This window comes from Chitinophaga rupis, assembly GCF_900109685.1.
Classification (GTDB): domain Bacteria; phylum Bacteroidota; class Bacteroidia; order Chitinophagales; family Chitinophagaceae; genus Chitinophaga; species Chitinophaga rupis.
The window spans coordinates 191126-217194 of the sequence record NZ_FOBB01000002.1 but is presented as its reverse complement, the minus strand read 5'-3'; the positions used below and the strand labels follow the sequence as shown (position 1 = coordinate 217194).

The following is a 26069-nucleotide window of genomic DNA, read 5'->3' as shown; positions in this document are numbered from 1 at the left end:
TGTAGTTATATGATCACCGGCAGCGGTGCGCTGTCGATATATTGCTGCTGCTCTGCCTTTACAATATTGGCAATACCCTGGAACAATGCATCCGGGTTAAAGGAAATACTGTTAATTCCGTGTGCTACAAGAAATGCGGCAAACTCCGGCAGGTCGCTGGGCGCCTGACCGCAAAGGCCTATAGGCACTACTGTTTGGCGCACGGTATCCAGCAGCATTTGTATCATCTTTTTAGGAGCAGCATCCTCTTCGTCAAACAGCGGCGCTACCAGCGCAGAATCACGGTCTACGCCCAGTGTCAGCTGCGTAAGATCATTTGAGCCAATGGAAAATCCGTCAAAATATTCAGCAAAGGCAGCTGCTTCCAGCACATTGGCCGGCAGCTCCGCCATTACATATACCTCCAGCCCGTTTTCATGCTGCTGCAGGCCAAATGAAGCCATTACATCCAGTACCTGCCGGCCTTCCATGAGTGTGCGGCAAAAAGGGATCATTACCTTCACGTTGGTAAGACCCATCTCATCCCGCACCATTTTAACAGCGGCACATTCCAGCCCGAAACCCTCCCTATATAAAGGGTGGTAATACCGGGAGGCGCCGCGGAAGCCTAACATAGGGTTTTCTTCTACAGGTTCAAATTCCTTTCCGCCCAGCAGCTCAGCATATTCATTGGTTTTAAAATCACTCATCCGCACAATTACATCCCTGGGATAAAAGGCTGCTGCAATAGTGGCAATACCCTGGGAAAGCTTATCTATAAAAAATGTTTTTTTATCCTCGTAATGCCGGGTAAGGTATGCAATGCGGCTTTTCGTCTCTTTATCCTGCAGGTTGTTGAAATTTACCAGCGCCATAGGGTGTATGCCAATGGTATGCGTAATGATAAATTCCATTCTTAATAGTCCTACCCCCCGGCTGGGATAAAAGGAAAGGGCAAAAGCCTGGTCCGGATCACTCATGATGAGCATCGGCGAAGTGTGTTTTGGGAGGGATATGGCCGCATCTCCTGCATTTGTCTGGCTAAATCCGAGTTTTCCTTCATACACATAACCGGTTTTACCTTCACAGCATGATACGGTGATCAGATCCCCGTCTTTTATTTTACGGGTAGCATCCTGCGTGCCCACTATGGCAGGGATACCGAGCTCCCTTGCTACAATGGAAGCATGGCTGGTTCTGCCGCCGGTATCCGTAACAATAGCGCATACTTTTTTCAGAATGGGATCCCAGTCCGGGCTGGTAGATCCTGTAATGAGGATCTCTCCTTCCTTTAACTGAGCCGCATCCGCAGGTGAAGTTAGCACGCGTGCAATACCTGCAGCCACTTTGTTGCCGATGGCGGCGCCTGACACCAGGCGCTTTCCTTTCTGTTTCAGGCTGAATAGAGGTTCCGCTCCCGGCTTCTTTTGCGCATGTATGGTTTCCGGGCGGGCCTGCAAAATAAAAAGCTCCCCACTAAGGCCGTCCTTCGCCCATTCTATGTCCATAGGCCGTTGATAATGCTGTTCGATCAGCATGCACCAGCGGGCCAGCTGCGTTACCTCTGCATCATTCAATACAAAAGTATCCCGCAATTCGGCATCTGTGGGTTTGTTGATGGTACCGCTATCCGAATGACCGGCATATACCATGGTTTGCGCTTTATCCCCCAGCCTTTTCTGGATAATGGCTTTTTTCCCTTCTTTCAGCGAAGGCTTGAACACATAAAATTCATCAGGCATTACGGCTCCCTGTACTATGTTCTCACCCAGCCCCCATATGCCCGAAAGCAGTATCACATCCCGGAAACCGGATTCCGGCTCCAGGGTAAAACCTACCCCTGAACAAGCCAGGTCGGACCTTACCATTCTCTGGATACCTGCAGACAATAGTACTTTTGTATGATCAAACCCATTGTCTTCCCGGTATTTGATAGCCCGGTTTGTGTACAGGGACGCAAAGCATTTTTGAACGGCTTGTATTACCGCCGTTTCACCGGTAACGTTTAAATAGGATTCATGCTGTCCTGCAAAACTGGCCTGGGGCATATCCTCCGCCGTGGCGCTGCTACGCACTGCAACAGGTACATCTGCGCTGCCATCGCAAAGACCCCGGTATGCTTTTGCAATGGCATGTTTTATATTTTCCGGCATGCTGCCCTTCAGCAGCATCTCACGGGCAGCGGCGCCTGTTGTTTGCAGGTTGGAATAGGTTTTACGGTCCAGCTGCTGCATCAACTGCTGCAACGGGGCAACCAGCCCGTTATGTTCAAGGAAAGCCCGGAAGGCAAATGCAGTAGTGGCAAATCCATCCGGCACCTTTATTCCTTTTGCAGAAAGAGTTCCGATCATCTCTCCCAATGAGGCATTCTTCCCTCCAACCGTGGCTACATCCGCCATACTTACTTCAGAGAATTTTTTTATGATAGCTTCCATAATAAGTGCATTTAAAGGATTGATCAGTTTATACAATACTAAGGGCTGCCATCTGCCGGGACAATGAGACTTATCAGCAGGCTATATGACGCCGGTCATGCCGCAGCTTTAAAAAACTGCTCAAATTGGGTATGAAATTTCAATCTATGCAACACACGCACGCACGGCCGCGGAAACCGGCAACAGACGCTTTTCCGGCAAATGAAGAAAAATATTTCCTGGAAGGCCCCCGCTCACGATTGCACGAATTATTCTTTGCCATTAAAGTGCTGGTAGAATTTATACGGGGCTTCCGGGTATTTCACTTTACAGGCCCATGCATAGCGGTGTTTGGATCGGCACGGGTAAAACCCGGCTCGCCTTATTATGAGGCTGCCAGGGAGTTAAGCGCCGGTATAACAAAGCTTGGCTTTACCGTGATGACAGGCGGGGGCCCCGGTATTATGGAGGCAGCTAACAGGGGGGCGCAGGAAGCGGGCGGCCGGTCCGTAGGTTGTAATATCCTGCTGCCCAGGGAACAGCAACCGAATAATTATATGAGCAAACATTTTGACTGCCGGTACTTTTTCGTGAGAAAAGTATTAATGTTCAAGTATGCTTACGGTTTCGTGATCATGCCGGGCGGCATAGGCACACTGGATGAATTTTTTGAGGCCCTAACGTTGATTCAGACCCATAAAATCCTTAACTTTCCGGTGATCTTATTTAATAAAAGCTATTGGGAGCCGGTAATGCCTTTATTTCATAAGATGGTGGAAGAAAATATGACAGAACCGGAGGCATTAAAATATGTACTTTTTACCGATTCCAACGAGGAGGCGCTGCAGCACATTAAGAAATTTTCCGTATTAAAATACCGGCTTAAAAGGGAAAAAACGTTCCGTAAATTCCTGTTACTGGGAGAATAACACGACGTCAATTTAGCAGCTATTATTTGCTTACATAATGTATGCATCCAACAAAACACGGTAGTTCATATTTAGAGTCAATTCTGTTAACGCATCCGGGAAGGCCTGCCATAACTTACAGATATGCAGGCCTGAATCTGTTATAATCCCGCCCGGGGGGCTTAATACTAAGTAAGTGCACAAAATGAATGAACGGTCGTCTCATGTTTTAGTGACATAGGCAAGAGTACTGCTTTACTATTAATTTTTGCTTTATTTCAACCTGATAACATTGAATAACCGTATGAAAAAGATCCTTATAATAGAAGATAATCCGGAAATACGGGAAAACACCCAGGAGATCCTGGAGCTGGCCGGCTACAAAGTTTTTTCTGCAGAGAATGGAAAAGACGGTGTAGAACAGGCAATACAGCATATCCCGGATCTGATACTCTGCGATATTACAATGCCCGTACTGGACGGTTTTGGCGTATTACATATGTTACAGCGCAACGATCAGCTAAAGGATATTCCTTTTATATTCCTGACAGCCAAAACGGAAAGGAGCGACTTTCGCAAGGGTATGGAAATGGGAGCCGATGACTATATTACTAAACCTTTCAGCGGTACCGATCTGTTAACTGCTATTGAAAGCCGGCTCAAAAAAGCACAAATAAAAAAGCAGGTATTTCCCCCTACTATTCAGGGGCTGCGCCAGCTTATGCAGGAGGCAACAGGTAACAGCTCACTGCGGGAGCTATCCGAAGGCAGGAACATTGAAAAGTATAAAAAGAAGCAGGCAATTTATGTGGAAGGGAATCACCCATTAAAGCTCTTTTATGTGCAAAAGGGAAAGGTAAGAACCTTTAAACGGAATGATGACGGTAAAGAGCTGGCACTTGATCTGTATTCAGAAGGCGACTTTATGGGATATATTGCCATGCTGGAACAATCTGTATATAAAGACACGGCAGAAGCAATGGATGAATGTGAAATAGCCATTATTCCACGGGAAGATTTTGAAGAGCTGCTTAATAATAACCCCGAAGTGGCCGTCCAGTTCATTCGCATGCTTGCTAAAAACATCACGGTAAAAGAGCAGCAGCTACTGGGATTGGCTTATAATTCACTACGAAAAAAAGTAGCGGAAGCCTTAATGAATTTACACACAAAATACAATCAGAGCAAAGAGGCTGCATTTACAATTGATGTCAGCCGCGATAATCTTGCAACTATTGCCGGTACCGCCACAGAATCCCTGATCCGCACCCTGGGTGATTTCCGGGAAGAAAAGCTGATTGACATCAAGGGCGGCACCATCCAGATCCTCAATGAAAAAAAGCTATCCGGCATGATAAACTAGGTAAAGCCTCCCATCGCTTATTACCAGGCATGACAGGTGACAGCAGCGTAGATGATGCCCATCATTTAACACGCATGATATTTCACTGAAATTTGAGCAGCATAAAAAAGCTGTCAGATCATGCAATCCCCCTTATCCTATTCATTGCAGGAAATCGCTGCCAAAGAGAACTGCGAAGTGCTTACTATGCTGGCTGTTAATGCAGATACCGGGCTGGCAGCGGCGGAAGCAGCCCGCAGATTAAAGCAATATGGGCCCAATTCCATTGAAGATAAAACACGTACCAGCGAGCTGTTACTACTTTTGCACCATTTTAAGAACCCCCTGGTTATTATCCTGTTAGTTGCCGCAATCATATCTTCCTTCATGGGTGAAGGGGTGAATGCCGCCATTATCAGCTTTATCATTATCCTCAGTATAAGTATGGACTACTGGCAGGAAAAGGGCGCCCGTAAGGCGGTGGAAGCGCTTAAAAAAAGCGTTACCAGCAAGGCGCTCGCCCTCCGGGACGCTGTACTTTTGGAAATATTACCGGAAGAGCTGTGCCCGGGAGATATTATAGCCCTGAGCGCCGGAAAAATTGTGCCGGCAGATGCACGGGTGATCTTTGCAAAAGACCTGCTGGTGAACCAGTCCTCCCTTACCGGCGAATCATTTCCTGCTGAAAAGACCAGCGGCGCCGTTCAAAAACCCTCTGACGATCTTACTTCCATGAGCAATATTGTATTCATGGGATCCAGTATTATCAGCGGTTCTGCGGAGGCGATTGTTATCAATACCGGCGCCGGTACGGCCTTTGGGAAGATAGCGGAAAAACTCCGGCAAAGACCGGAAATATCAGATTTCGCCCATGGCATGCAAAAGTTCGGTTATCTTATTATGAGGGTAACGATGATCCTGGTCCTCTTCATTTTTTTAATCAACATTGTGTTAAAGCATAACCTGCTGGATGCTTTTATGTTTTCCATAGCCATAGCAGTAGGCTTAACGCCTGAGCTGCTGCCGGTAGTAATGAGTGTAGCCATGTCTAAAGGAGCTATGCGCATTGCTGCCAAAGGCGTTATTGTAAAGAATATAGCCGCAATACCCAATTTTGGAAGTATGGAGATCCTTTGTACGGATAAAACCGGCACCATCACGGAAGACAAGATCCGTTTGGAAAAATGCATCAGCATGAATGGTATGGATGTACCGGACCTGTTAAGGCTTGCCTATCTGAACAGCTTTTTCCAGAGCGGGATTAAGAACCCCTTAGATAATGCCGTGCTGACTTTTACCATCCCTGATATTTCAGCGTTCCAGAAAGTAGATGAGATACCTTTTGATTTTTACCGCAAGCGGGGCAGCGTTATTGTGAAACATAATGACAAACACCTGCTGATCTGCAAAGGAGCACCGGAGGAGATCTGGAAGATCTGTATGGGTAAAGACGGCCTGGCATCAAATGAGCACCAGGTATACAATAGTTTAAGCCAGGAAGGATTCCGGGTGCTGGCTGTTGCCACCCGGGAATTTATACCCCGCAACGGCTATACGAAGGCGGATGAGGAGCAGCTGCAGTTCCAGGGTTTTATAACATTCATGGATCCTCCCAAGGAGGATGCCGCCCAGGTCATTCAATCGCTGGCTGAAATGGGTGTGGAAATTAAGATCATTACCGGTGATAATCATATGGTAACGGAAAAGATATGCCGGGACATCGGGCTGCCTGTTAAAGGCATTATGCTGGGAACCGAAATGGCAAACATACCGGACGACGCTTTACAAAAGAAAGCCAGCGCAACCACCATCTTTGCGCGATTTTCCCCGGATCAGAAAAACAGGATCATTCATGCATTAAAAGCATACCACCGGTCAGTAGGTTATCTTGGCGACGGCATTAATGATGCGCCTTCCCTCCGCACCGCCGATATTGGCATTACGGTGGATAGCGCCACGGATGTAGCCAAGGAAGCGGCAGACATTATCCTCACACAAAAACATTTACTGGTGCTGAAAGAAGGTATCCTGGAAGGGCGTAAAACTTTTGGCAACACCATGAAGTATATACTCATGGACCTCAGCTCCAATTTCGGCAATATGTTCTCCGTTGCTGCCGCTACCCTGCTGCTGCCATTTTTACCTATGCTGCCGGTACAAATACTGATCAATAATTTTTTGTATGACCTTTCACAGATAGCCCTGCCATCTGACAATGTTGATAGCTCTTATGTAAAAAAACCACACAGCTGGGACATTCACATGATCCGTAATTTCATGTTTGCCTATGGCATACTGAGCTCCCTGTTTGACCTGGCGGCCTTTTACCTGCTCTATAATTTCTTTAAGGTAAGCCAGCCGCAATTCCGCACCGGGTGGTTTATGGAATCGCTGGCAACCCAGGTGCTGGTGGTATTCATTATACGCACCAACCGGCTTCCTTTTATTCAAAGTAAACCCAGCGCCCTGTTGATCATAAGCGCATTGTTATGTTTACTGGCCGGCTGGAGCCTGCCTTATCTTCCATTTGCGGGTGTTTTAGGCTTTGCGCCATTGCAGCTGCATATTGTAGGTTACCTCAGCGGGGTAGTGATCATGTATCTTGCCTGCGCGGAGCTGCTCAAACGTGTCATTCACCGTTATACTATAAAACAGTAGCAGGTTTACTGGTACTGAATATAAACCGGCCGGGGATACAGCTGTAATACTTCCGTCGGCGTCATCAGGTGCCCGCCGGTTGCAATATCATTCTTATAAAACAGCTTAAAACCGGTGAACTGTACCGGCTGATTCGTTATCCAGCCTTTATAGGAATCCAGCTTTTTGGCGGGCCCGCCAAAACCATCCATATTCATCACGATCTGCACTTCAGGAACAGTACGGATCATCTTGTAATTGGTGATCATTCCCTGTGTAAAACGGTGTACTACCAATATTTTGGGAGGCAATTGCAGCCTGCGTACCAGCCCTGCCAGGTAGTCAACGGCAAAGTTCACATCCGCCGCATCAAAAGTACCGATCGTGCTGCAGGGCACTTCTCCGTTCTTCATTGAATATTCGGGATCAATTCCCAGGTGCACATCCGGCATGGACAGGTATTTTTCAAGCGGTGGTATTTCTTCCTGCAGGGTGCTATGCCCTACCTGTATATCCAGGAAAACAATTGCATTAATACTTTTTGCAAGCGCCAGCACTTTATCTATTTCCTTATCGGGCATACGCAGCCTGTATTTTGCGCCGGCGCCGGGCGCACGCTGGGCAGTAACCGCAATATAGTGTAAAGCCGGCTGCACCGGCAACACGGTATCTGCCTGCTGCCAGCGGTCTGCCTCTTTTTGCAGCTGTTGCAGCATTTCGTCCGCAGGTAATGCACCCAGTATTCCCATGCCGGCAGAATAAAGGTTACCATAATAAGCTACTATACGTTTGAAAGGCAGTATGGCGCCGGGTAAGGGATAATCCGTTCTCACCGGCCATTTTGCGGTTGGATGGTTATTTACCAGGTGTTGTAAGATCTGATTGTATAAAACAGTATCCAGCTGAAGGGAATCAGCTCCAATGGCCCGGGATTGTACCTGAGGCCCCGGCTTTTCAGGCATCCGGCTGCTGTCAGGCGCTGCCAGCTCTTCCTGGATGGAGTTACAGGAAGATATTTCCATCCACATAAAAAAGACATGGATGACCAGAAAACCGGTTATAAGGCCTGTAAGAGGTATATGGAGCCGCATAAAATAAGTTTTATTTACTGCTGCTAAAGTATTATTCACGCCTCTTTGCACGAATGACCCCATACGGCACGGGGCATGATAAAGATCAGTAAACGGGTTGATCGCACTCATTTTTTAGCTCCTGCCTATGCCGGTTCTTTACATCAGAATAAGCGGATGTACGCCATTCAGGAACCATAAATAAACGCGCTATGTTAAAGCTTACTGACGATATAAAAAAGGCTGAATCGGTGTTAAACGTTACCAGTCCTGCTTTTGGGGACAGGGGTGAGATACCGGTTAAATTTACAAAGGACGGCCTTAACGTAAGTCCCCCGCTAAGGATCAAGCGGGTACCCCATGGCACTGCATGCCTGGCAATAATAATGGATGAAATGGAAGCTGCTGAAAACCGGCGCATACACTGGCTGGTATGGAACATCCCCCTTACACATCACATCAATGAACATCACATCCGGGATGTACAGGGCATGAATGATTTTGGCGGCATCTCCTATGCCGGCCCTGGCGCGCCTAAAGGCCTGCATCATTATCACATCAGCGTATACGCACTAGACCAGCCGCTGGAGCTGGCGCCGGGTGCCAACTACCAGGAATTGAAGCAGGCTATGGAAGGGCATGTGCTGGGAACCGGTACCTTAACGGGATATTACAAAAGCAAACTGCAATAAAGATAAGGTTGGAAATACCGGTTAAAAAAAAGCCTCACAGTCACCTGTGAGGCTTACCGGTTTAATAACAGGTTACTTTATCCGTATATTCAGCGATACAATATTTGCCTGCATACTATTGCTCTTTTCATAACGGCCGTAACGCACTTCCAGCATATTAAAATGTGATATGCCAAATACGCCGTGGGGTGGTATCACCCTAAAGCCGGCTCCAAAAAAGTGGCTATGAAATGCAGAAAGGTCGTAGTTGCTGGTATAGTATTCCTGCCCGGGATCATGTGCCTGGAAAGGCGCAAAATAGGTTACACCGTTTTGCGTATAATAGCGGTAAAAGGGCGTAACGGAAAAGAAAGGCGTTAGCTTTACCGATGCTTCTATGCTCGCGGTATGGGCATCCAGCCCCCAGGAATCATGGTAATAACGGTAATACCCCCGCAATACCAGGTGATCCCCGGCAAAATAACTGGCCCTTAGCCCTACCGGTATTTTAAAACGGTTGGCCGGCAGGTTCTCCACCCCTTCCGATCCGTCATTGAAATAAATACGGTGAAAGGGTAATCCCAGGTAACCATGCTGGTATACCACATCCGTTAAGAATGCTACCTGCAGCTGCTGGTTAATGATCTGCGAATATGACAGGGAGGCGCTGAACGAATTGCGGGATGCAGTAGGATAATCCTTCTCATCCTCAGGATTGCTGCCCGTGCGCAATTCCACCGGCAATATCAGCTTAAGCTGGTCAAGGTACGCCTGCAGCTTCAGGGAAAACTCGCCGCTTTTATCCCTGGTTTTCTGCGCCACCATAGCATTTATGCCAATGGATTTGTAATCGAACTCGCTGGATAAAGACAGGCCGGCGCCCAGTGTAGTGCCTTTTTTATTTTCTACTGACCAGTTAAGGGAAGGGTACAACCTTGTGTCGGCCGACGAAGCGGAGGAAACCGTTTTAGGATCGATCTTATCTGACGATGCAGAAGAATAATGATCTATCCCCAGCTCAATATCAAAAGTATGCTTACGGTCCTTTTTATCCAGCTTGCTGAGCCGCAGCTCAAAGGAGTTGGAAAGATCGGTCAGCCTTTCGGATCCTATCCCGCCGGTAACCGCAGCATTGTTCCCATCCTGGTGATAGTAGCTGGATATGAGGTTGGCCTCTTCCAGCGTTAGTTTGCGGCGCTTATATTGTGTACTGTCTGTATCTGACTGGGAAAACGCGGCCAGCATGCCTACGTATAAGCCCAATACGGTTAAACTGATTCGTTTCATGTAAAGGAATGAAGATGTTAAGTATTAATTACAGCCGCAACCGCCGCCGCTTTTACCTGCATTGGCGCCTGAAGCGCCTTCCCGGTAAGACTGGAAATTAAGCTCGGTTTTTTCCACCTTACGGTTGCCCAGCACCATCTCTCCGTCGTTCAGGCGGCTCTTCTGATATTCCTTTACTGTTTGGCAGGCGCTGCCCGCCATTGTCATACAAATCACTGCCAGCATGGGCAGTACCATTCTTTTCTTCATTTTATCCGGATGTTTTGTGAAGTGAAAATCTGATTGTTGTCGTCGATAATAATGCAGCCAATGCCGTTGATCTGGTTTATCATATCCAGCCCGGCCCTGATACCCATGATCATTACCGGCGTAGTGAGCGCATCTGCTATTTCCGCATTGGGGCAAAGGATGCTCACGCTTTTAATGCCGCTTACCGGTAACCCGGTTCTGGGATCGATGGTATGCGAATACCTTTTGCCATTAATGAAAACATACTTTTCATAATTACCGGAAGTAGCAAGGGCCATATCGGAAAGCTGCAAGGAAGAGAACAGGCGGTTGGCCTGGTCGGGGTTGGCAATGCCAACGGTCCAGGGCTGCCCGTCCGGCTGGCGCCCCCATACGGTCAGGTCGCCGGCGGCATTTACAATACCGCTGGTTACACCCAGCCGCTGCAGCAGGCTTTTTGCACACTCCGCAGCGTATCCTTTGCCAATGCCGCCGAACCCAATGCGCATGCCTTTTTCTTTCAGGAAAACAGTGCCGCCTGCTTCATCCACTATTACATTGCGGAAGTTGATGAGCCGCACCATTTTACGCGCAGTGGCAGCATCCGGCAGGGCGTTCATATGTGTATCAAAGTTCCAGAGGCTTTTGTTTACCGCGCCATAGGTGATATCAAAAGCGCCCTGCGTAAGCCTGGAAATGCGGGTTGCACGTTGTATAAGCGCTATTATTTCCGCGCTCACTTTTACGGGCATTATGCCTGCATAACGGTTTATGCGGTTGGTTTCGCTGTCTTCATTAAAGGTGGTCAGCAGCCGTTCTATACGCTGTATTTCAGCTATTGCATCGTTTATCCGCTCCTGCGCCCAGGCAGCATCATCGCTTACCACAGTGATCTCAAACCGGTTGCCCATCAGCTTTAACACGCGCCGGTGCATACTTGCTGTTTGCAATACGTTAGCGTTTTCCATTGATACCCTGGTTTATTTCATTAATAAAGGCTTCGGGGCTTTCCTTCGGAAAACCATCCCACCCTTTTATAACCTTGCCGTTTTCGTCCAGCAGCACAGTATATGGAAAGCTGCCTGCCTTGTTATAGGTTTCTGCCAGCTGGTCATTCTGCTGCTGCAGGTTTTTGGGCAGCCGGTTCTTTTTTTGCCGGGGAAAGTCTGCATTTACCAGCACCAGGTGTCCATCTGCAAACGCCTGGAAAGCGGGCGTGTCAAACAGCTCCTTCTTCATACGGATACAGGGCCCGCACCAGTCGGAACCGGAAAAATTAAGCAGTATGTATTTATTTTCCTGCTGCGCTTTGTTCTTTGCCTGTGTAAAATCCGTTTCCCAGCTGCTGGTAAAAGCACATAACAGTACCATTACCGCCAGCGCGATGTATGTTCTCATGTTGTTCCTTTTAAAATTTAATTAAGCTTCCCTCTATCCCGGGTACCCTGCCTGAGGCAGCATACCGGCATGATACCCGTGTACACACGGATACCTGCAGCAGGCTTATGCCTCCTGGATAGTATGCGGGTAAAGCAGCAGTGTTTATTGAAAAGCAGGTAAGCAGCTAAACCTGGGGTGGTTTAAAGATATTACCGCTGTTGAGTAGCGGGTTATAAGGGTTGTTAAAGAGATTATACTCATAAGGGAGCAGCGGGGTTTCATGATATACCGTTGCCAGTGGTTCCGGCACCACGGTTGCCAGTACCAGGCAGTGATCGTCAGCCTGTTTAAAGGGCAGCTGCATATCTTCCAGGTAGTCCTCATCAAAAAGCTGGCGGTCTATGTAATGCATTTTTATGAACATGGCCACAGTAATACCCGGGTTCTCACTTTTGTGTATCACAAAATGCTTTATTAATAAAGGAAACCGCAGCAGCTGATCCAGCTCTGTAGCCCCCATTATATAAATAAGCAACAATAATATGGCCGTTCGTCTCCTCATTTTATCTAGTGAGCACTTTCAAAGGTAAGGAAGTTATAGTTATTTCCTATACCCGGTAAACGGGCGATATATATGTTAACTTTCTCTTAACCAGGTTAAAGTACGCGCTGCTATACACAACGGATCAGTGCCTTATTTATTGCGGGGCCGCAAAACGCCGGCCGCTGCGGCATAGTTCATATTACTTATTATGCGCAATGAATAAGGGTACGGATACCGCCTGTGTCAGCACATCCGCCATACTTGGCCGGAACCAGCGGGATACGGCCCCCCTCCGGTACGCGCCTAATACCACCAGTGTGCCATCTGCCTGCCCCAGCAAATAATGAATGATCTCTTCCTCGGGCTGCCCCTCTACCACTTTATACCTGGCTTGCGGAAAGTGCCGTTTCATAAATTCTTTCATTAAACGGCCGTCTTCCAGGTGGAGCCCGCCTTCCGGCCTGTTTACGGATAGCACTTCGGTTTCCATCTGCTGAAGGCCGGGAAACAGGTAACTGAACATTTTAATGGCATGCACGCTGGATGGCTCCCCATCGTACAGCAGCATAATCCGTTTTATTTCCCGGTACACTCCCGGTACCACCAGCACGGGGCATTGCACTTCTGTAAGCAGATCACGTATGAACTGGGTGGGCAGCGGAGCCTCATCATGTACAAAGGTTTCGTGTCCGTCAATAATGATCAGGTCTGCATAAATGCTTTCATGCAGTAAATCCTGGATAGCGATATTACAATCATGGTGTACACTATAGTTTAAGTGCGCCTGCTGGCAGGCATCTTCAAAATGATCAGCTGCAGCCTTGCGCTTCTTTTTATCCGCATCCTCATATTCCCGGATCGCAGACGGCTGCTCCCCCTTTTTCAGGAGCTTATACATACTGAAGCTGTTATAAGTAAAATCATCCAGGAAAAGTCCTACCAGGTGGGCCTGCTGCTCACCGGCTAAGGTGGTAGCGAAACGGAGGGTGCTTTCAGAAAATCTTAAGCCGTCAAAAACAGCAACAATCTTTTTCATGATGAAATTCTTTAGCGCAAAATATGAATGTATGAAGGAGGGTGCTATGACCGCCATTAGAGCAGGGGCTGATCGTAGTCAGTCATAGGATGGCAAACCATCCCGCTGATAACTGTCATTCCGTTTATTGACAGCCATCATTCCATAAACCGTCAACCATGTGTTCTTTTACATACACTTTTAAGTAAAGAAACATCACCATTATTCACCTATAAATATATGATCCATGTTGCCTAAAACAATGAAAGCCGCAGTTATTCATGCCTTCGGTGCACCTCTGCAAATAGAGCAGGTGCCGGTTAAAGAACCCGGTGAAAACGAGATCCTGGTACGTGTTGTAACCTGCGGCGTTTGCCATACAGACCTGCATGCCTGCCAGGGCGACTGGCCGGTAAAGCCCAAGCTACCCCTGATACCGGGCCATGAAGCTATTGGATATGTGGAAGCGCTGGGCCGTAGTGTTAAGAATGTTAAAGAGGGTGATATTGTGGGCGTGCCCTGGTTATACAGCGCCTGCGGTTGCTGCGATTATTGCATTACCGGCTGGGAAACGCTTTGTGAAGGTCAGCAGAACGGCGGTTATAGCGTGGACGGCGGTTATGCAGAATACGTGGTAGCTGATGCACGTTATGTAGCACACTTTCCTGCCGGCATTAACTTCCTGGAGATAGCGCCAATAGTTTGCGCTGGCGTAACCGTGTATAAGGGATTGAAAGAAACAGATACCAAACCCGGAGAATGGGTGGCTATATCCGGTATAGGCGGGCTTGGGCACCTGGCGGTGCAATATGCCAAAGCAATGGGGCTTCATGTAGCCGCAATAGATGTATCGGACGATAAGCTGGCGCTGGCTAAAAAACTGGGCGCCGACATTACTGTTAATGCAAGAGAGGGAGAACCCGGTATTAAACTGAAGAAGGAAACCGGCGGTATGCATGGCGTGCTGGTTACAGCCGTATCGCCTATTGCTTTTAAACAGGGCATTTCTGCACTGCGCAGAAAAGGTACTATTTCCCTGAACGGCCTGCCGCCGGGCAGCTTTGACCTCCCCATTTTTGAAACCGTATTAAACCGCTATACCGTAAGAGGTTCTATTGTCGGCACCCGTAAAGATATGCAGGAAGCTATTTCCTTTGCCGTAGAAGGTAAAGTAAAAGCAACTGTACACGCCGGAAAGCTGGAAGACATTAATACCATTTTTGATGAAATGAAAAAGGGTGAGATTGAAGGCCGCACAGTGCTGCAGATCTCAAACCCATAAAAAATTGTGGAGACCGCATATAATCCACAATAATAGTTCCTAAATGCAATGTGATACAGCTGCCGCTTTTAAGCGGCGGCTTTTTTATGCCCGTAAGTAAACTATAACATTTACGGATCCATGATAACGATCGCAGATTACCGTATTAAGGATGTCTATGAGCCTGATCAATTACCGGATCGTATAATCCTTTACGTCCACTTCCGATAATCTGAAATACCCATAAGCGAAGTTTGCGAAATGGGTTTGATTGATGATATTCCCTTTCACCGAACCGGGTGTTGTTTGAAACGGGCCGGCTTCAGCTCCGGATGCTGCTAACAGCTTTCTGAAATAATCATAATATCGCCTGGAAATTCCATACAGCCTGATGTTTATCGTGTCTCCGGCCTCCAGATCTTTGTCCGAAAAATATTCCTGCATCAGGTTGCCCTGGCTGTTCCCGTCATCCTTTGCTTTATAATCCGGAAACGTTGATACAGGTGACAGGATACGGTGCAGATAATAATTATCCTCATTGCCATTATCCTGGTAGTAGTATTCGATCTCCACTTCATCACCTCCAAATCCGCCGTCATTATTCTGTACAATATTATTTTCAATATCCGGCACGCCTATACAAGTTTCGGTTGCGGTATAGATCTCCCCATTTAAAACTACTTTTAATGTATAAGCTTCCCCCCTAACCGGATGAAAATTGGAGCAGATATATTCTCCCGTACCGGGATTTTCTATAAAGCTAAAAACAGTATTTTCGGAATTTGTTATAACGATATCCGCTCCGGAAACTGTAGGAAATGCCGTACTGTAATATCCTGTTGTGGTGGAGAGTTTGATCTTCTGCTCATTGCCGCCCGTACCCTTTACCCAATCAATGGATGCGTCTATTACCAGCTTCGGTTCTGCTGTTTCCAGATCCACTTCCACTACTTTTGTGCAAGACAGCAGAGAAAGACAAAATAAAACCGTCAGGTATTCAAGTATACTTTTCATTTTTATATTGTTAGAATTAAAATCTGAAATTGTAAGCCACGCCCGGAATGATACTGAATATCGATATCCGCTTTGCTTCGCTCATCCTCGTTTCCCTGTTTTGCTCAAACATCATAGAGGCCGCGTTGCTTCTATTGTAAACATTGTAAATACTAAACACCCATTCACTTTTCCACCTTTTTTTGCTGTCAGGTTTTGCGGTGTAGGTTGCCGATAGATCCAAATGATGATAAGCGGGAAGCGAATTAATATTTCGCTCTCCGTAATTCCCGATCGTAATTCCCTGATACTGATATTTGCCGATGGGATAGGTTGCAGCTTTCCCGGTTTGGTAAGTAAAAAGGCCGCCAAAACTCCATTTTTTCGTCAGTTGATACGCGGCTGTAAGTGAAAGGTTATGCGTTTTATCGTAATTAGCACGATACCATTTGCCGTTGTTAATGCCGGGTTCTTCTGCATTTCTTCCCGGTGTGCGCTGCTCTGCTTTAGAAAGCGTATAAGAAAGCCAGCCTGTGAGCTTTCCGCTATTTTTCTTCAGCATCACCTCAAGTCCGTAAGCCCTTGCCTCCCCGTTTAGCATTACCTGTTCTATGGCTTTGTTGGCAATCAATTCGGCGCCGTCAATGTAATCTGCTTTGTCTTTAATTTTCTTGTAAAAAGCCTCTGTTTCCAAAGAATATTTTCCATTGCTGAAATCTCTGAAATAGCCCAATGCAACCTGGTCAAGAATTTCGGGTTTCAAATATTGGTCGCTTGGCGCCCAGATATCGAGCGGAGAGACCGAAGCGGTGTTGGAAATTAAATGGATATACTGGCTCATCCGGTTATAGCTCGCCTTAATGGACTGGCCCTCATTTATGATATAGGAGACTGCCAGCCGTGGTTCTAAATTCCCAAAACCAATGATCTTTTTGTTCTTATTGTAATGTGTTATACTTATGGGCGTTCCTTCCTCATAAATTTGTAGCGCAGGATTGAAGATCACTGCCTGATCATTGGCATAATTATTTACATTCTGTTGCCCCAGCCGTTGAAAATTGCTGTATCGCAGTCCATAGTTCAATGATATTCTATCCGTGAGCTTTTGCTCAGCACTGATATACAATGCATTTTCCCAGGCATACTTTTTCTCAATCTGGTCAGCATTGACAGACGATGTAGAATCCATAGGTTTTATGGTACCGGGATTGAACTGGTAGTAGATGGAATTAACGCCATAATTCAACACCAGCTTATCAGACAAATGATGGTTGAAATCGTATTTAAAATTATAATTACGGATATCCGATGCCCAATCAATGCCAACATATTTTATCTTCAGGCCATAATCGTACTTACTGTAGATGACCGATGCATTGGAAAAAAATCGCTCGGAAAAGATATGATTCCAACGAAGATTAAAGAATGAGTTCCCATAATTGTTGCTGAAAAAATTGCTGAAATCCATTTTATCCTTGCCAAAATATCCTGAAAGGAAAAGCCGGTTATTGCCATTGATCTTATAATTCAGCTTGGCATTCAAATCATAAAAAGAAACAGCATTGGGGTTATCAGCCAGTTTCAGAAACAAATGAGCATAAGAAGTACGGCCAGCCACTACGAACGAACCTTTATCTTTTACAATGGGGCCTTCCGCCAGTAATCTGCTCGAAACCGCTCCAATTCCACCCGTTATGTGATATTCTTTGCTGTTCCCTTCCTTTTGATAAATATCCAAAACAGAGGAAGTGCGCCCGCCGAAATTAGCGGGTATTCCACCTTTATACAATTTCAGATCTTTAATCACATCCGCATTAAAAACGGAGAAAAATCCGAACAGGTGTGAAGTATTGTACACAACGGCTTCATCTAACAATATCAAATTGCCATCAACCGAACCTCCCCTGACGTTAAAGCCGGTGGCTCCTTCCTGTGCAGTGGAAACTCCCGGAAGCTGCAGAATAGCTTTCAAAATATCAACCTCGCCCATAACTGCCGGCATCTTTCTGATGGTGGAAATACTGAGCTTATTTACACTCATTTCCGGTTTCCGGATGTTGCCTGCTGAGCTATTGGATCTTATTACTACTTCATTTAAAGTTTTGCTTTTCTCCAGCATGGAAAAATTCTTCCTGAAGTTTCCGGTCAGAAAGATATGTTCCTCAATATTCTCAAATCCTATACAGCTGATAACGATTGTATATGCTCCTTTGGGCAGGGTAACAGCATAAAAGCCATACGCATTGGTAACTGCCGAAACTTTTGCTTCAGGAATGAAAATACTTGCGCCGGTTATTGTTTCAGTGTTTGTTCTCATGGTGATTATTCCACTCAATGTGACTTTCCCCTGTGAATAGGCCCCGAATGAAATAGCTGTGAACAGCAGTATATAGATAATCTTGTATCTCATCTTTTAAAAATCGATTTAACAATTGTAAATTGGACACAAAACTATTCCTTCGGATAACCGCCTTTTTCTAATTATACCAAATGCGGTATCTTTTATAGCAAAGTATGCCGGGGCACTACAAAATATGTTCCTTGTCTTATGCGTTTTTATAATACTTCCTGCTTTCGTATAAAAAGAACACACTTTCGTATAAAAGCAGATCAGATCGCAGCTTTAAAAATTAAGTTTGTTCTTTACAATTTTATAAATGAATGATTCTACCCATCAGCAGCTTATCAGCGAAAACGTACTTTTCCGTTTCCTGGTCTCACCTGACCGCAGGATATTCCGGCATCTGCTGCTCATTGTTTCTATAGGTGCTGTGCTGTACAACAGCCGCTCCATTATTGCCAACCCGGTAGCGATATTTGTATACTTTATTATTTTGTTCTATGTAAATATGTATGTGCTGGTGCCAAAGTTTTTGTTCAGGAATAGAAATATTGAATACTGTTTATCTGTGATCAGCATTATTGTTGTAGTGGCTGTTTGTGGTTATTTCTTCAATCCTTTTAACAAAGAAAACGGGCTGAATATCCCGCTTTTCTCTTTCCTTACCGTGCTGCTGTTAGCGGCTTCATCTTCCATAAAACTGTTTCAGAAGGGAATGATGGACAAGCAATTGATCTACGAGCTGAAACAGTCGAAAACTTATGCAGAACTGGAACAATTGAAAAACCAGATCAACCCGCATTTTTTGTTTAATATGCTAAACAATGCCAATGTGCTAACGAAGAAAGACCCCGATAAGGCCTCACAGGTTTTAATGAAGCTGAGCGATCTGCTTCGCTACCAGCTTTATGACAGTGCAAGAGATAAGGTGTTGCTGACTTCGGACATTCATTTCTTAGAAGATCTTTTAAATTTGGAGAAAGTAAGGCGGGATAGTTTTGATTTCCTGATTTCAAAAGAGGGAAATCTGAGCGGCGTGCAAATTCCTCCTTTGCTGTTCATTTCGTTTGTGGAAAATGCTGTGAAGCATAACAATGATGCAACAAAACCGTCTTATGTAAACCTGTATTTCGATGTCAGGGACGGTGAGCTTTTCTTTAAATGTATCAACTCCAAACCAATGCTTAGATCCGTTAATGAAACCGGCGGATTGGGGCTGATAAACGTTAAGCGAAGACTGGAACTTTTGTTCCCGGCAACACATCGTTTAAATATCGAAGATGACTCAGAAAGGTATTGCGTAACCCTAACCATAAAGCTATGAACTGTATTATTATAGATGATGAACCGCTGGCAAGAGAAGCCATAGCGATGTTGATTAACCAAACCGGTAATTTAAATTTAACCGGTTCGTTCAACAGCCCCGAAACCGTCACCAATTTTATAGAAAGCAATACAGTTGAATTAATATTTCTTGACATACAAATGCCGGGAATAAACGGAATTGAATTTGCCCGGTCCATTCCCAAGGAAACATTTGTGATCTTTACAACCGCCTATCCTGAATTTGCTACCGACAGCTACGAAGTAGATGCGATTGACTACCTGATAAAACCCATAAAATTGGAACGTTTCCAAAAGGCGGTTGAAAAGGCCCACACCTACTCCAAATTATTCAAGGCGGATTACGCTAATAACAATATCGAACAGGTAGCAGACGATTTTTTCTTTGTGAAAGCAGACCGGAGGATTTTTAAAGTCCATTTCAATAACATACTTTTTATTCAGGGTTTAAAAGATTATGTCGTGATGCACAGCGAAAATCAGAAGGTAATTACGGCGATGAATATCAAAACCATCTACGATCAATTACCAAAAGATATGTTTGTGAGAGTAAGTAAATCCTATATCATCAATGCTAAGCATATCGGTTCTGTGGATAATAACACGGTGTACATAGGTACAAACGAGATCCCTATCGGAAATATTTACAGGGATTTCTTTTTCAGCGAATTTGTAACAAAAAAGATGGTGGGCAAGTGATTTACGTTCGAAATTTCACTCCGGTCGAATTTGCCGGCAGCCGTACAAATAAGGCAACAAATACAAGATTTTTTTAGCTTTGTAAATAGACAATGTTAGATTGATGACCGACAAAATACCAGTGCATAACGATGAGCTGCCTGCCAGTGGCATAGAGATCCTTTCTTTTGAAGGATTGGCTGAGTCCCCTGACATTCCGCACCGGGATGACCATTATATGTTCATACTCCAGCGAAAAGGCCTATCTGTTTGGAGTATTGACTTCAAGGAGTGTACACTTGAGCAAATATCTTTATGCTTTGTTGCACCCGGTCAGGCACATCACTACTTAGAAAGCAAAAATGCTGAAGGCTGGTTGATCTTCATTGAGCCTAAATTGATTCCAGGCGAATATAGAATGGCGTTAGATTCCTTCGTGTTCCATCAGCGGGTAATACATGCCGGAGAGGATCATCCTGTTTTTACACTCGCGGATCTGCTGCAACGGTTTATAACAGATGGCGGGAATGTATTCTATCAATCTATCCTTCATTCGTACGTTCATACTTTAACCGGCGTATTTGCCGCTTCTTTGATTGCGGAGCCGGGGATGGCTATAAAAACGGGTAATCATAAATACCAGCTCGTTATTGCTTTTAAAAATCTGATCAAACAGCAATTCAGGGAGGTAAAACAAGTAAAGGATTATGCGGCCCAACTGAATATTACTCCATTATATCTGAATGAAGTTACAAAAGAGCTAACCGGGTTCATAGCCAGCTATTGGATCCAGAAAGAAATATTGCTGGAAGCACAGCGACTGCTTTTCTACACGAACATGGATGTAAAAGAAATCGCTTTTACGCTTGGGTACGAAGACCATACCTATTTTTCGAGATTCTTCAAGAATAACCTGGGAATAACTGCAAGCGCCTTCAGGCAAAACAACCATTATTTGTCCAATCATAGACATTAACAGCCACCTCCTGCATTGAAAGCTGCTTTCTAATTTTGCATCTGTAAAATTATTAATTATTACAGACATGAAAGAAGAAAGCAAATCGATATGGTCTATCACCCCCATAATGATATCAGTATTCGCAATATACCTCTGCATCGGTATGGCACTGGGAGTGGTTCCCACTTTAATAAAAACTCAACTCCATTTTAGTGCACTGATCATAGGTGCCGCGATGGGCATACAATTCATCGCAACTTTATTCACCAGGGCTTATGCAGGCAAAATTGCTGACACCACTGGAGCAAAAACTGCTAATCAATATGGTATAGTTATAGCAATCGTTACAGGTTTAAGCTATTTGGCCAGTTACTATTTTAAGGATCTTCATCTATTGGCTTTGGGTATTTTATTCATAGCCAGAATTTTACACGGTATATCAGAAAGTTTAGCCGTAACAGGGGCGTTAACGTGGGGAATTGGATTGGCAGGCCAACAAAACTCAGGCAAAGTAATGACCTGGAACGGCATTGCAATGTACGCCGGTATAGCGCTGGGCGCACCATTAGCCATTTATTTAGCATCTTCACTGGAAACTGGTTATGTATTTGGCTTGATGATTGTTTTACCGGCAATCAGCTGGCTGTGTACCATTAAATTACCGAAATTACCCATTGATCTTTCGCACCGGCGAACACCCTTCTACAAAGTGATCGGGCACATTTCGGATCAGGGCTTGGCGCTGGCATTTTCTTCTATCGGATTTGCATGCATTTCTTCATTTATAACTTTGCTTTTCACGAAAGAAAACTGGATAAATGCTCCCCTAGCCTTTTTAACGTTCGGAGGTTTCTACATTCTTACCCGGGTGTTTTGTGCTTCTTTTCCCGATAGATTTGGTGGGTATAAAGTAGCGATGGTGTCATTTTTTATTGAAATTACCGGGCAGCTGCTGATTGGCATTTCCTCTTCCGAAGCAATGGCAATCATAGGCTGTAGCTTAACGGGAGTTGGATTCTCATTAGTTTTTCCGGCGTTGGGTGTTCTGGCTATCCGGAAAGTAAGCCCCCAGATGCGCGGAACCGCATTGGGCGCGTATACTGCGTTTTTCGACGTTTCCCTGGGTATTGCAGGACCAACCGGAGGAATCATCGCCTTATGGTTCGGTTATCACACCGTTTACTTCTTCGGAGCAATCAGCGCAGCATTGTCTATGTTAATTTTAGTGGTTAAAAGCAAAAAATAAATACTTGTATTCTGAATATTCTATGGTCCTATATTATTAGGTTACAATAGCCCTAATAATTTCAGCGCCGCATTCAAAAAAAAGTTTGGCATAAGTCCAAGTAAGCTAAAGAAATAATTTATATAACCGGTGTAATAAACATTCTGCCTGATCCATTCTTGTGCAATAAACCCCAATTGTATCTGCTACTCTTTTGATGCTGTTTGGGAAATACTCAAAGCAGTACCGCAAAAACATAAGCAGGTCAGAAAGCCAATAAAATTTTCACCTTCCTGCCACTGCGGAAAGTTAATGGCATAATAAAGGTGCAACGATAGTAACCAGATAAATAAATTTAACCCAAGCAGCAGCAAGATCAGTTTTACTTTATAGTTACTAAAAATACTTATCGCTGATCCCACAAGTGCAACACCGCCCAGGAAAGTCCAGAATTGAGGAAAAGGAATATACTTTGGCACTAAACGGCTGACTCCTTCCAGACTAATGAAATGGCCAATTCCGAAATTGAATAACATGATTGCAAATAAATACTTACCCCAAGGGCCTGTTCTGGCAACCAGCTCCAGTAATCTATGTCCCGGTTTTGGTGGACTGATTGTTGAGACTACCAGGAATCCTCCGGACAATGCTAAAATCTTATTAAGATTCACCCAATAATTACTAAGAGACCCTGTTGATAAAACCCTGGGCAAATGCCCAAACAGGAACAGTAAAAAAAACAGGATCCCCATTAACAGTGAAAGGTTATTATACTTTTTACCACTGGCAATTAAAACGCCTGCACCAATTAGCACCACACCTATCAAATAACCGATAACAGATAAATTGGAAGCTGCTAATCCAGGTATTATAATCGGCCTGATCCCCGGGTAAAAAAAATGCAGCATTCCTATGCCTGCTATTCCAATTCCAAAAAATATGCGGCCTACGGTCATCCATATATTCATATAAGATCTTTTTGTTTCGATTAAAAATGTTATGCAAGTAAACCATGGAGCGTAATAATTCATTGCCAAAAACTCAGCAAAAGCCCCCAAAACCGAATAAATATGCGCTGTGCGGGATTTTGGGTTCGCAGAACCTAAAACTTCCCTCAGTGAAGCGTTAAACGCCGGCCGCGTTGACTCAACCATTTTGCCAGGATACCGAAGTATGCCGGAGCATCCGGTGCAAACGCGGTTGCATTGGAAGAGTCCAGCTCTTTCTCGGGAGCCACGGTAGTTGCCATCTCGTGATTTGCTCCGGCAATAACGGCATAGCTCAGATCCGCTTTCTTGCCGGCCATTTTACTGAGCAGTTTTGCAGAGATCCTGACCGGCACCCAGGGATCATCTGCACCAAATAATAGGAGAACGGGACAATGCACCCGGTTAAGCGTTGTGATTGGATCGAGCGTAATTTCCTTCGCCCACTGCGAATGGGCAGGATCGTCCAGCATCGGTGAAATATAGCAGTATTTAAACCAGGGTCTTTTAGCGGCATCAGCCAGCATTTGTTCAACAGCGGGGCGGTCTCCCCTCCCGCGCATAAAATCGTCAACTGCTGTTCGTGTACTGATTGCTGCCCGGATATCTTCGTCAGGAAAACCTTTAACGCGTAGAATGTTCCCTACTGCAAAATTCATTTGCACATCCGGCGTTGTCAGGGGAGCGGATATGGATATGGCGAAAGCCACCTGCCGTGAGCGGGATGCGGCGAGCACTGAAAGCCAGCCTCCCTGGCTCAATCCCCAAAAACCGATCTTTTGTGCATTGATCCGCTTATCAGCGGCCAGCATCCTCAATGCGGCCAGACCGTCATCCGCCAGCGTATTAAAATCAGTACCGGCACGTTTACCGGTAGATTTGCCGCTGCCACGCCTGTCGTAGATGAACACTGCATACCCCAGGGCAGGCAGCAGGTCTTTTAAATGTTGATAAAGTGGAAGATCCCGCGTTGCTGATGAGGCGGAATGGAGTGCAATAACGGCGGGAAAGGGTTTCGGGCCACCCGGCAGATAAAGCGTACCACTAAGATGAACGTCACCGTTCTGAAACTCCCTTTCCTCAGCTACCACGGTCGTCGATGCCGGCGCGCTCCAGGCGGGTGTCACAACCTGCGCAGCTGCCGGCAAACCACTCCCATAAAAGCCCAGGACTGCCATCGTTAGCGTCCGCAGAAATTTCGAAATTGAAGCTGGTTTATTCATTATATATTGCTTAGTTTTAATCCATTCTTCTATGGGACCTTCCCTTCGTCCTATTCACAATAAGCCATCACTGAAATGTTATGCAAGTAAATGGCCGGACATAAAAACTCATCATCAAAAACTCAACAAAAGCCCCCAAAACTGAATAAATACGCCCCTTGAGAGGATTTTGGGGCAGCTTGATAAGAATGGAGGGTTCCTATTATCCGGACCATTTACATTGACTAATTTTGGCCCTATTAAGATTGTTTTATGAACGAACAGGCATTAGTAAAAACCAGCGTACTGGAGATCTTTAATAAAAATGGATATAGTGATCTCACCCGGATGACCCAACGTGACTATGATCATATTGGGGAGCTGCTACAGGAAAAATCCGGCATTCTGATAAGTGGAACCACTATAAAACGGCTTGCGCATGGTGAATTCACACGTTTGCCGCAAATAGCCACCTTAAATGCGATTGCCAATTACTATAATTATAAGACCTGGCAGGATTTTAAAGCCAGCAAAACCGAAGAAGGGCCGGAAAAGGGATCAGCAAAAAAATTAGGGAGGAGGTTTAGTATAAAATATTTGTCTGTACCGGCCGCCATCATCATGCTGGGAAGCCTTTATTTTTTCCGCTCAACAAATGGGACCGTGAGCCATGCAGAAAAAGCATCTTTTTCATTCCGGAAGAACACCCGGAACGATCTTCCAAATTCGGTGGTTTTTAGCTATAATATTGATGAAGTGCAGGCAGATAGCTTTTTCATTCAGCAATCCTGGGATAAAAACCGCCGGATAAGGATCTACAAGAACCACTACACACTAACGGATATTTACTACGAACCCGGTTATCATCTTGCGAAGCTCATAGCCAATGATTCTGTCATCAGAACCGCAGATGTAAGTATTCCCACCGACCGCTGGTTCTTTTATGCAATTGATAATATAGCCAACTATAGCACCCAGTATATTAAAGTGGATACTTTCAATCATAATGGCAGCCTTGGCCTGAACATACAGCAATTACAGAAAAATAATATTGAAGTCAGCAAAGACAAACGGTACCATTACGTGTACTTCCCCAGCCAGATGAATATACCTGCCGATAACTTTCAGTACAAAACCAGGGTCCGGATGCAGGAAGTAAGAAATAGCCTATGCCCGTACATTGAAATAGAGCTCTATTGCCAGCGGTTGTTTATAAATATGAGATGTACAACAAAAGGATGTGCGCATGAGGCCTTCGTAGGATTCGGGGAACAATTAAAGAAAGGAAGTGACAATGATCTGCTTCCTATAACCTTTGACGTAAGCCAGTGGACGGATATAGAAATAACAGTAAAAAACAAAGTAGCTGTTGTGAAAATAAATGGTAAAGAAGCTTTTTCAACACGATATACCACCGATACCAAATACCTGGCGGGGCTTGGCTATATTTCAAACGGGCTATGTGAAGTGGATAGAGTAGAATTATACAGCCTGGATGGAAGGGTTATGTACAAAAATGAATTTTGACGATATATTGATCCTGACAGGTAGTATTATTTTGGCATATGCCCGTTTGAAATGGTATGATGGGCAGGGTAAAAATATC

The 26069-nt window shown here is 45.2% G+C and carries 23 protein-coding genes; 11 read left to right on the top strand and 12 right to left on the bottom strand.

Features of this window, described 5'->3' with window-relative positions; translation table 11 throughout:
* Positions 1-5: 5 nt before the first annotated feature.
* Positions 6-2414, bottom strand: coding sequence for a phosphoenolpyruvate synthase (gene ppsA, locus BMZ54_RS08130; RefSeq protein ID WP_089908961.1), 2409 nt, complete (start codon positions 2412-2414; stop codon positions 6-8).
* A gap of 146 nt (positions 2415-2560) precedes the next feature.
* Here ppsA and BMZ54_RS08125 point away from each other — a divergent pair, with 146 nt between their 5' ends.
* The 3 genes from BMZ54_RS08125 to mgtA all read left to right on the top strand — a co-directional run bounded on the left by BMZ54_RS08125 (position 2561) and on the right by mgtA (position 7301).
* The gene (locus tag BMZ54_RS08125) at positions 2561-3322 is read left to right on the top strand and encodes an LOG family protein (RefSeq protein ID WP_089911804.1); all 762 of its coding nucleotides are present in this window, start codon (positions 2561-2563) and stop codon (positions 3320-3322) included.
* A gap of 283 nt (positions 3323-3605) precedes the next feature.
* Complete coding sequence (locus BMZ54_RS08120) at positions 3606-4664, top strand: response regulator (RefSeq protein WP_089911802.1); 1059 nt, start codon at positions 3606-3608, stop codon at positions 4662-4664.
* Positions 4665-4784: 120 nt separating this feature from the next.
* The gene (mgtA, locus tag BMZ54_RS08115; RefSeq protein ID WP_089908958.1) at positions 4785-7301 is read left to right on the top strand and encodes a magnesium-translocating P-type ATPase; all 2517 of its coding nucleotides are present in this window, start codon (positions 4785-4787) and stop codon (positions 7299-7301) included.
* Positions 7302-7306: 5 nt separating this feature from the next.
* On the opposite strand, the gene BMZ54_RS08110 is transcribed toward mgtA, so the two are convergent.
* Positions 7307-8371 (bottom strand): hypothetical protein, encoded by a 1065-nt coding sequence (locus tag BMZ54_RS08110; RefSeq protein WP_143080937.1) that lies wholly within the window; start codon positions 8369-8371, stop codon positions 7307-7309.
* 191 nt (positions 8372-8562) lie between these two features.
* Between BMZ54_RS08110 and BMZ54_RS08105 the strand changes: the two genes are divergently transcribed.
* Complete coding sequence (locus BMZ54_RS08105) at positions 8563-9042, top strand: YbhB/YbcL family Raf kinase inhibitor-like protein (protein WP_089908952.1); 480 nt, start codon at positions 8563-8565, stop codon at positions 9040-9042.
* 72 nt (positions 9043-9114) lie between these two features.
* Here BMZ54_RS08105 and BMZ54_RS08100 read toward each other — a convergent pair whose 3' ends face one another.
* From BMZ54_RS08100 to BMZ54_RS08075, 6 genes are all read right to left on the bottom strand, one after another.
* Positions 9115-10308 carry a DUF3570 domain-containing protein gene (locus BMZ54_RS08100; RefSeq protein WP_089908949.1) on the bottom strand — a complete coding sequence of 398 codons (1194 nt, stop codon included), beginning with the start codon at positions 10306-10308 and terminating at the stop codon, positions 9115-9117.
* Between the two features lie 24 nt (positions 10309-10332).
* Positions 10333-10557 carry a DUF4266 domain-containing protein gene (locus tag BMZ54_RS08095; RefSeq protein WP_089908945.1) on the bottom strand — a complete coding sequence of 75 codons (225 nt, stop codon included), beginning with the start codon at positions 10555-10557 and terminating at the stop codon, positions 10333-10335.
* Entirely contained in the window at positions 10554-11504 is a 951-nt protein-coding gene (locus tag BMZ54_RS08090) for an FAD:protein FMN transferase (protein WP_089908942.1), read from the bottom strand. Before BMZ54_RS08090 ends, BMZ54_RS08095 begins: the two co-directional genes overlap by 4 nt.
* Positions 11491-11934 carry a thioredoxin family protein gene (locus BMZ54_RS08085; protein ID WP_089908939.1) on the bottom strand — a complete coding sequence of 148 codons (444 nt, stop codon included), beginning with the start codon at positions 11932-11934 and terminating at the stop codon, positions 11491-11493. Before BMZ54_RS08085 ends, BMZ54_RS08090 begins: the two co-directional genes overlap by 14 nt.
* Before the next feature lie 166 nt (positions 11935-12100).
* The gene (locus BMZ54_RS08080) at positions 12101-12478 is read right to left on the bottom strand and encodes a hypothetical protein (protein ID WP_143080936.1); all 378 of its coding nucleotides are present in this window, start codon (positions 12476-12478) and stop codon (positions 12101-12103) included.
* Positions 12479-12659: 181 nt separating this feature from the next.
* Positions 12660-13496 (bottom strand): universal stress protein, encoded by an 837-nt coding sequence (locus tag BMZ54_RS08075; protein ID WP_089908932.1) that lies wholly within the window; start codon positions 13494-13496, stop codon positions 12660-12662.
* A gap of 226 nt (positions 13497-13722) precedes the next feature.
* Between BMZ54_RS08075 and adhP the strand changes: the two genes are divergently transcribed.
* On the top strand, positions 13723-14757 hold the full coding sequence (adhP, locus tag BMZ54_RS08070; RefSeq protein WP_089908929.1) for an alcohol dehydrogenase AdhP: 1035 nt from the start codon (positions 13723-13725) through the stop codon (positions 14755-14757).
* Positions 14758-14928: 171 nt separating this feature from the next.
* On the opposite strand, the gene BMZ54_RS08065 is transcribed toward adhP, so the two are convergent.
* The gene (locus BMZ54_RS08065) at positions 14929-15750 is read right to left on the bottom strand and encodes a DUF4249 family protein (RefSeq protein ID WP_089908925.1); all 822 of its coding nucleotides are present in this window, start codon (positions 15748-15750) and stop codon (positions 14929-14931) included.
* Positions 15751-15766: 16 nt separating this feature from the next.
* Positions 15767-18139, bottom strand: a complete 2373-nt coding sequence (locus BMZ54_RS08060; protein ID WP_089908922.1) for a TonB-dependent receptor — start codon at positions 18137-18139, stop codon at positions 15767-15769.
* A gap of 247 nt (positions 18140-18386) precedes the next feature.
* Here BMZ54_RS08060 and BMZ54_RS08055 point away from each other — a divergent pair, with 247 nt between their 5' ends.
* The 5 genes from BMZ54_RS08055 (at position 18387) to BMZ54_RS33540 (ending at position 22413) form a co-directional block, all read left to right on the top strand.
* Positions 18387-19394: a sensor histidine kinase gene (locus tag BMZ54_RS08055; protein WP_089908919.1), complete on the top strand. Its 1008-nt coding sequence runs from the start codon at positions 18387-18389 to the stop codon at positions 19392-19394.
* Positions 19391-20113, top strand: coding sequence for a LytR/AlgR family response regulator transcription factor (locus BMZ54_RS08050; protein ID WP_089911799.1), 723 nt, complete (start codon positions 19391-19393; stop codon positions 20111-20113). The genes BMZ54_RS08055 and BMZ54_RS08050 overlap by 4 nt, the downstream gene beginning before the upstream one ends.
* Before the next feature lie 103 nt (positions 20114-20216).
* Entirely contained in the window at positions 20217-21068 is an 852-nt protein-coding gene (locus tag BMZ54_RS08045) for a helix-turn-helix domain-containing protein (protein WP_089908916.1), read from the top strand.
* Between the two features lie 67 nt (positions 21069-21135).
* Positions 21136-22296, top strand: coding sequence for an MFS transporter (locus BMZ54_RS08040; protein WP_089908913.1), 1161 nt, complete (start codon positions 21136-21138; stop codon positions 22294-22296).
* 15 nt (positions 22297-22311) lie between these two features.
* Positions 22312-22413: a helix-turn-helix domain-containing protein gene (locus BMZ54_RS33540; RefSeq protein ID WP_143080997.1), complete on the top strand. Its 102-nt coding sequence runs from the start codon at positions 22312-22314 to the stop codon at positions 22411-22413.
* Positions 22414-22481: 68 nt separating this feature from the next.
* On the opposite strand, the gene BMZ54_RS08035 is transcribed toward BMZ54_RS33540, so the two are convergent.
* Together BMZ54_RS08035 and BMZ54_RS08030 are read right to left on the bottom strand one after the other, a co-directional pair.
* Positions 22482-23243 carry a DoxX family protein gene (locus tag BMZ54_RS08035; protein WP_089908910.1) on the bottom strand — a complete coding sequence of 254 codons (762 nt, stop codon included), beginning with the start codon at positions 23241-23243 and terminating at the stop codon, positions 22482-22484.
* Between the two features lie 146 nt (positions 23244-23389).
* Positions 23390-24484: an alpha/beta hydrolase family protein gene (locus BMZ54_RS08030; RefSeq protein WP_089908907.1), complete on the bottom strand. Its 1095-nt coding sequence runs from the start codon at positions 24482-24484 to the stop codon at positions 23390-23392.
* A gap of 252 nt (positions 24485-24736) precedes the next feature.
* On the opposite strand from BMZ54_RS08030, the gene BMZ54_RS08025 reads away from it, so the two are divergent.
* Entirely contained in the window at positions 24737-25990 is a 1254-nt protein-coding gene (locus BMZ54_RS08025) for a hypothetical protein (protein WP_089908903.1), read from the top strand.
* The last annotated feature ends 79 nt before the right edge of the window (positions 25991-26069 follow it).

Excerpts from the sequence above, each read along its gene's own strand:
- ppsA (WP_089908961.1), bottom strand. The coding sequence starts at position 2,414 with ATGGAAGCTATCATAAAAAAATTCTCTGAAGTAAGTATGGCGGATGTA.
- BMZ54_RS08125 (WP_089911804.1), top strand. The coding sequence starts at position 2,561 with ATGCAACACACGCACGCACGGCCGCGGAAACCGGCAACAGACGCTTTT.
- BMZ54_RS08120 (WP_089911802.1), top strand. The coding sequence starts at position 3,606 with ATGAAAAAGATCCTTATAATAGAAGATAATCCGGAAATACGGGAAAAC.
- mgtA (WP_089908958.1), top strand. The coding sequence starts at position 4,785 with ATGCAATCCCCCTTATCCTATTCATTGCAGGAAATCGCTGCCAAAGAG.
- BMZ54_RS08110 (WP_143080937.1), bottom strand. The coding sequence starts at position 8,371 with ATGCGGCTCCATATACCTCTTACAGGCCTTATAACCGGTTTTCTGGTC.
- BMZ54_RS08105 (WP_089908952.1), top strand. The coding sequence starts at position 8,563 with ATGTTAAAGCTTACTGACGATATAAAAAAGGCTGAATCGGTGTTAAAC.
- BMZ54_RS08100 (WP_089908949.1), bottom strand. The coding sequence starts at position 10,308 with ATGAAACGAATCAGTTTAACCGTATTGGGCTTATACGTAGGCATGCTG.
- BMZ54_RS08095 (WP_089908945.1), bottom strand. The coding sequence starts at position 10,557 with ATGAAGAAAAGAATGGTACTGCCCATGCTGGCAGTGATTTGTATGACA.
- BMZ54_RS08090 (WP_089908942.1), bottom strand. The coding sequence starts at position 11,504 with ATGGAAAACGCTAACGTATTGCAAACAGCAAGTATGCACCGGCGCGTG.
- BMZ54_RS08085 (WP_089908939.1), bottom strand. The coding sequence starts at position 11,934 with ATGAGAACATACATCGCGCTGGCGGTAATGGTACTGTTATGTGCTTTT.
- BMZ54_RS08080 (WP_143080936.1), bottom strand. The coding sequence starts at position 12,478 with ATGAGGAGACGAACGGCCATATTATTGTTGCTTATTTATATAATGGGG.
- BMZ54_RS08075 (WP_089908932.1), bottom strand. The coding sequence starts at position 13,496 with ATGAAAAAGATTGTTGCTGTTTTTGACGGCTTAAGATTTTCTGAAAGC.
- adhP (WP_089908929.1), top strand. The coding sequence starts at position 13,723 with ATGTTGCCTAAAACAATGAAAGCCGCAGTTATTCATGCCTTCGGTGCA.
- BMZ54_RS08065 (WP_089908925.1), bottom strand. The coding sequence starts at position 15,750 with ATGAAAAGTATACTTGAATACCTGACGGTTTTATTTTGTCTTTCTCTG.
- BMZ54_RS08060 (WP_089908922.1), bottom strand. The coding sequence starts at position 18,139 with ATGAGATACAAGATTATCTATATACTGCTGTTCACAGCTATTTCATTC.
- BMZ54_RS08055 (WP_089908919.1), top strand. The coding sequence starts at position 18,387 with ATGAATGATTCTACCCATCAGCAGCTTATCAGCGAAAACGTACTTTTC.
- BMZ54_RS08050 (WP_089911799.1), top strand. The coding sequence starts at position 19,391 with ATGAACTGTATTATTATAGATGATGAACCGCTGGCAAGAGAAGCCATA.
- BMZ54_RS08045 (WP_089908916.1), top strand. The coding sequence starts at position 20,217 with ATGACCGACAAAATACCAGTGCATAACGATGAGCTGCCTGCCAGTGGC.
- BMZ54_RS08040 (WP_089908913.1), top strand. The coding sequence starts at position 21,136 with ATGAAAGAAGAAAGCAAATCGATATGGTCTATCACCCCCATAATGATA.
- BMZ54_RS08035 (WP_089908910.1), bottom strand. The coding sequence starts at position 23,243 with ATGAATATATGGATGACCGTAGGCCGCATATTTTTTGGAATTGGAATA.
- BMZ54_RS08030 (WP_089908907.1), bottom strand. The coding sequence starts at position 24,484 with ATGAATAAACCAGCTTCAATTTCGAAATTTCTGCGGACGCTAACGATG.
- BMZ54_RS08025 (WP_089908903.1), top strand. The coding sequence starts at position 24,737 with ATGAACGAACAGGCATTAGTAAAAACCAGCGTACTGGAGATCTTTAAT.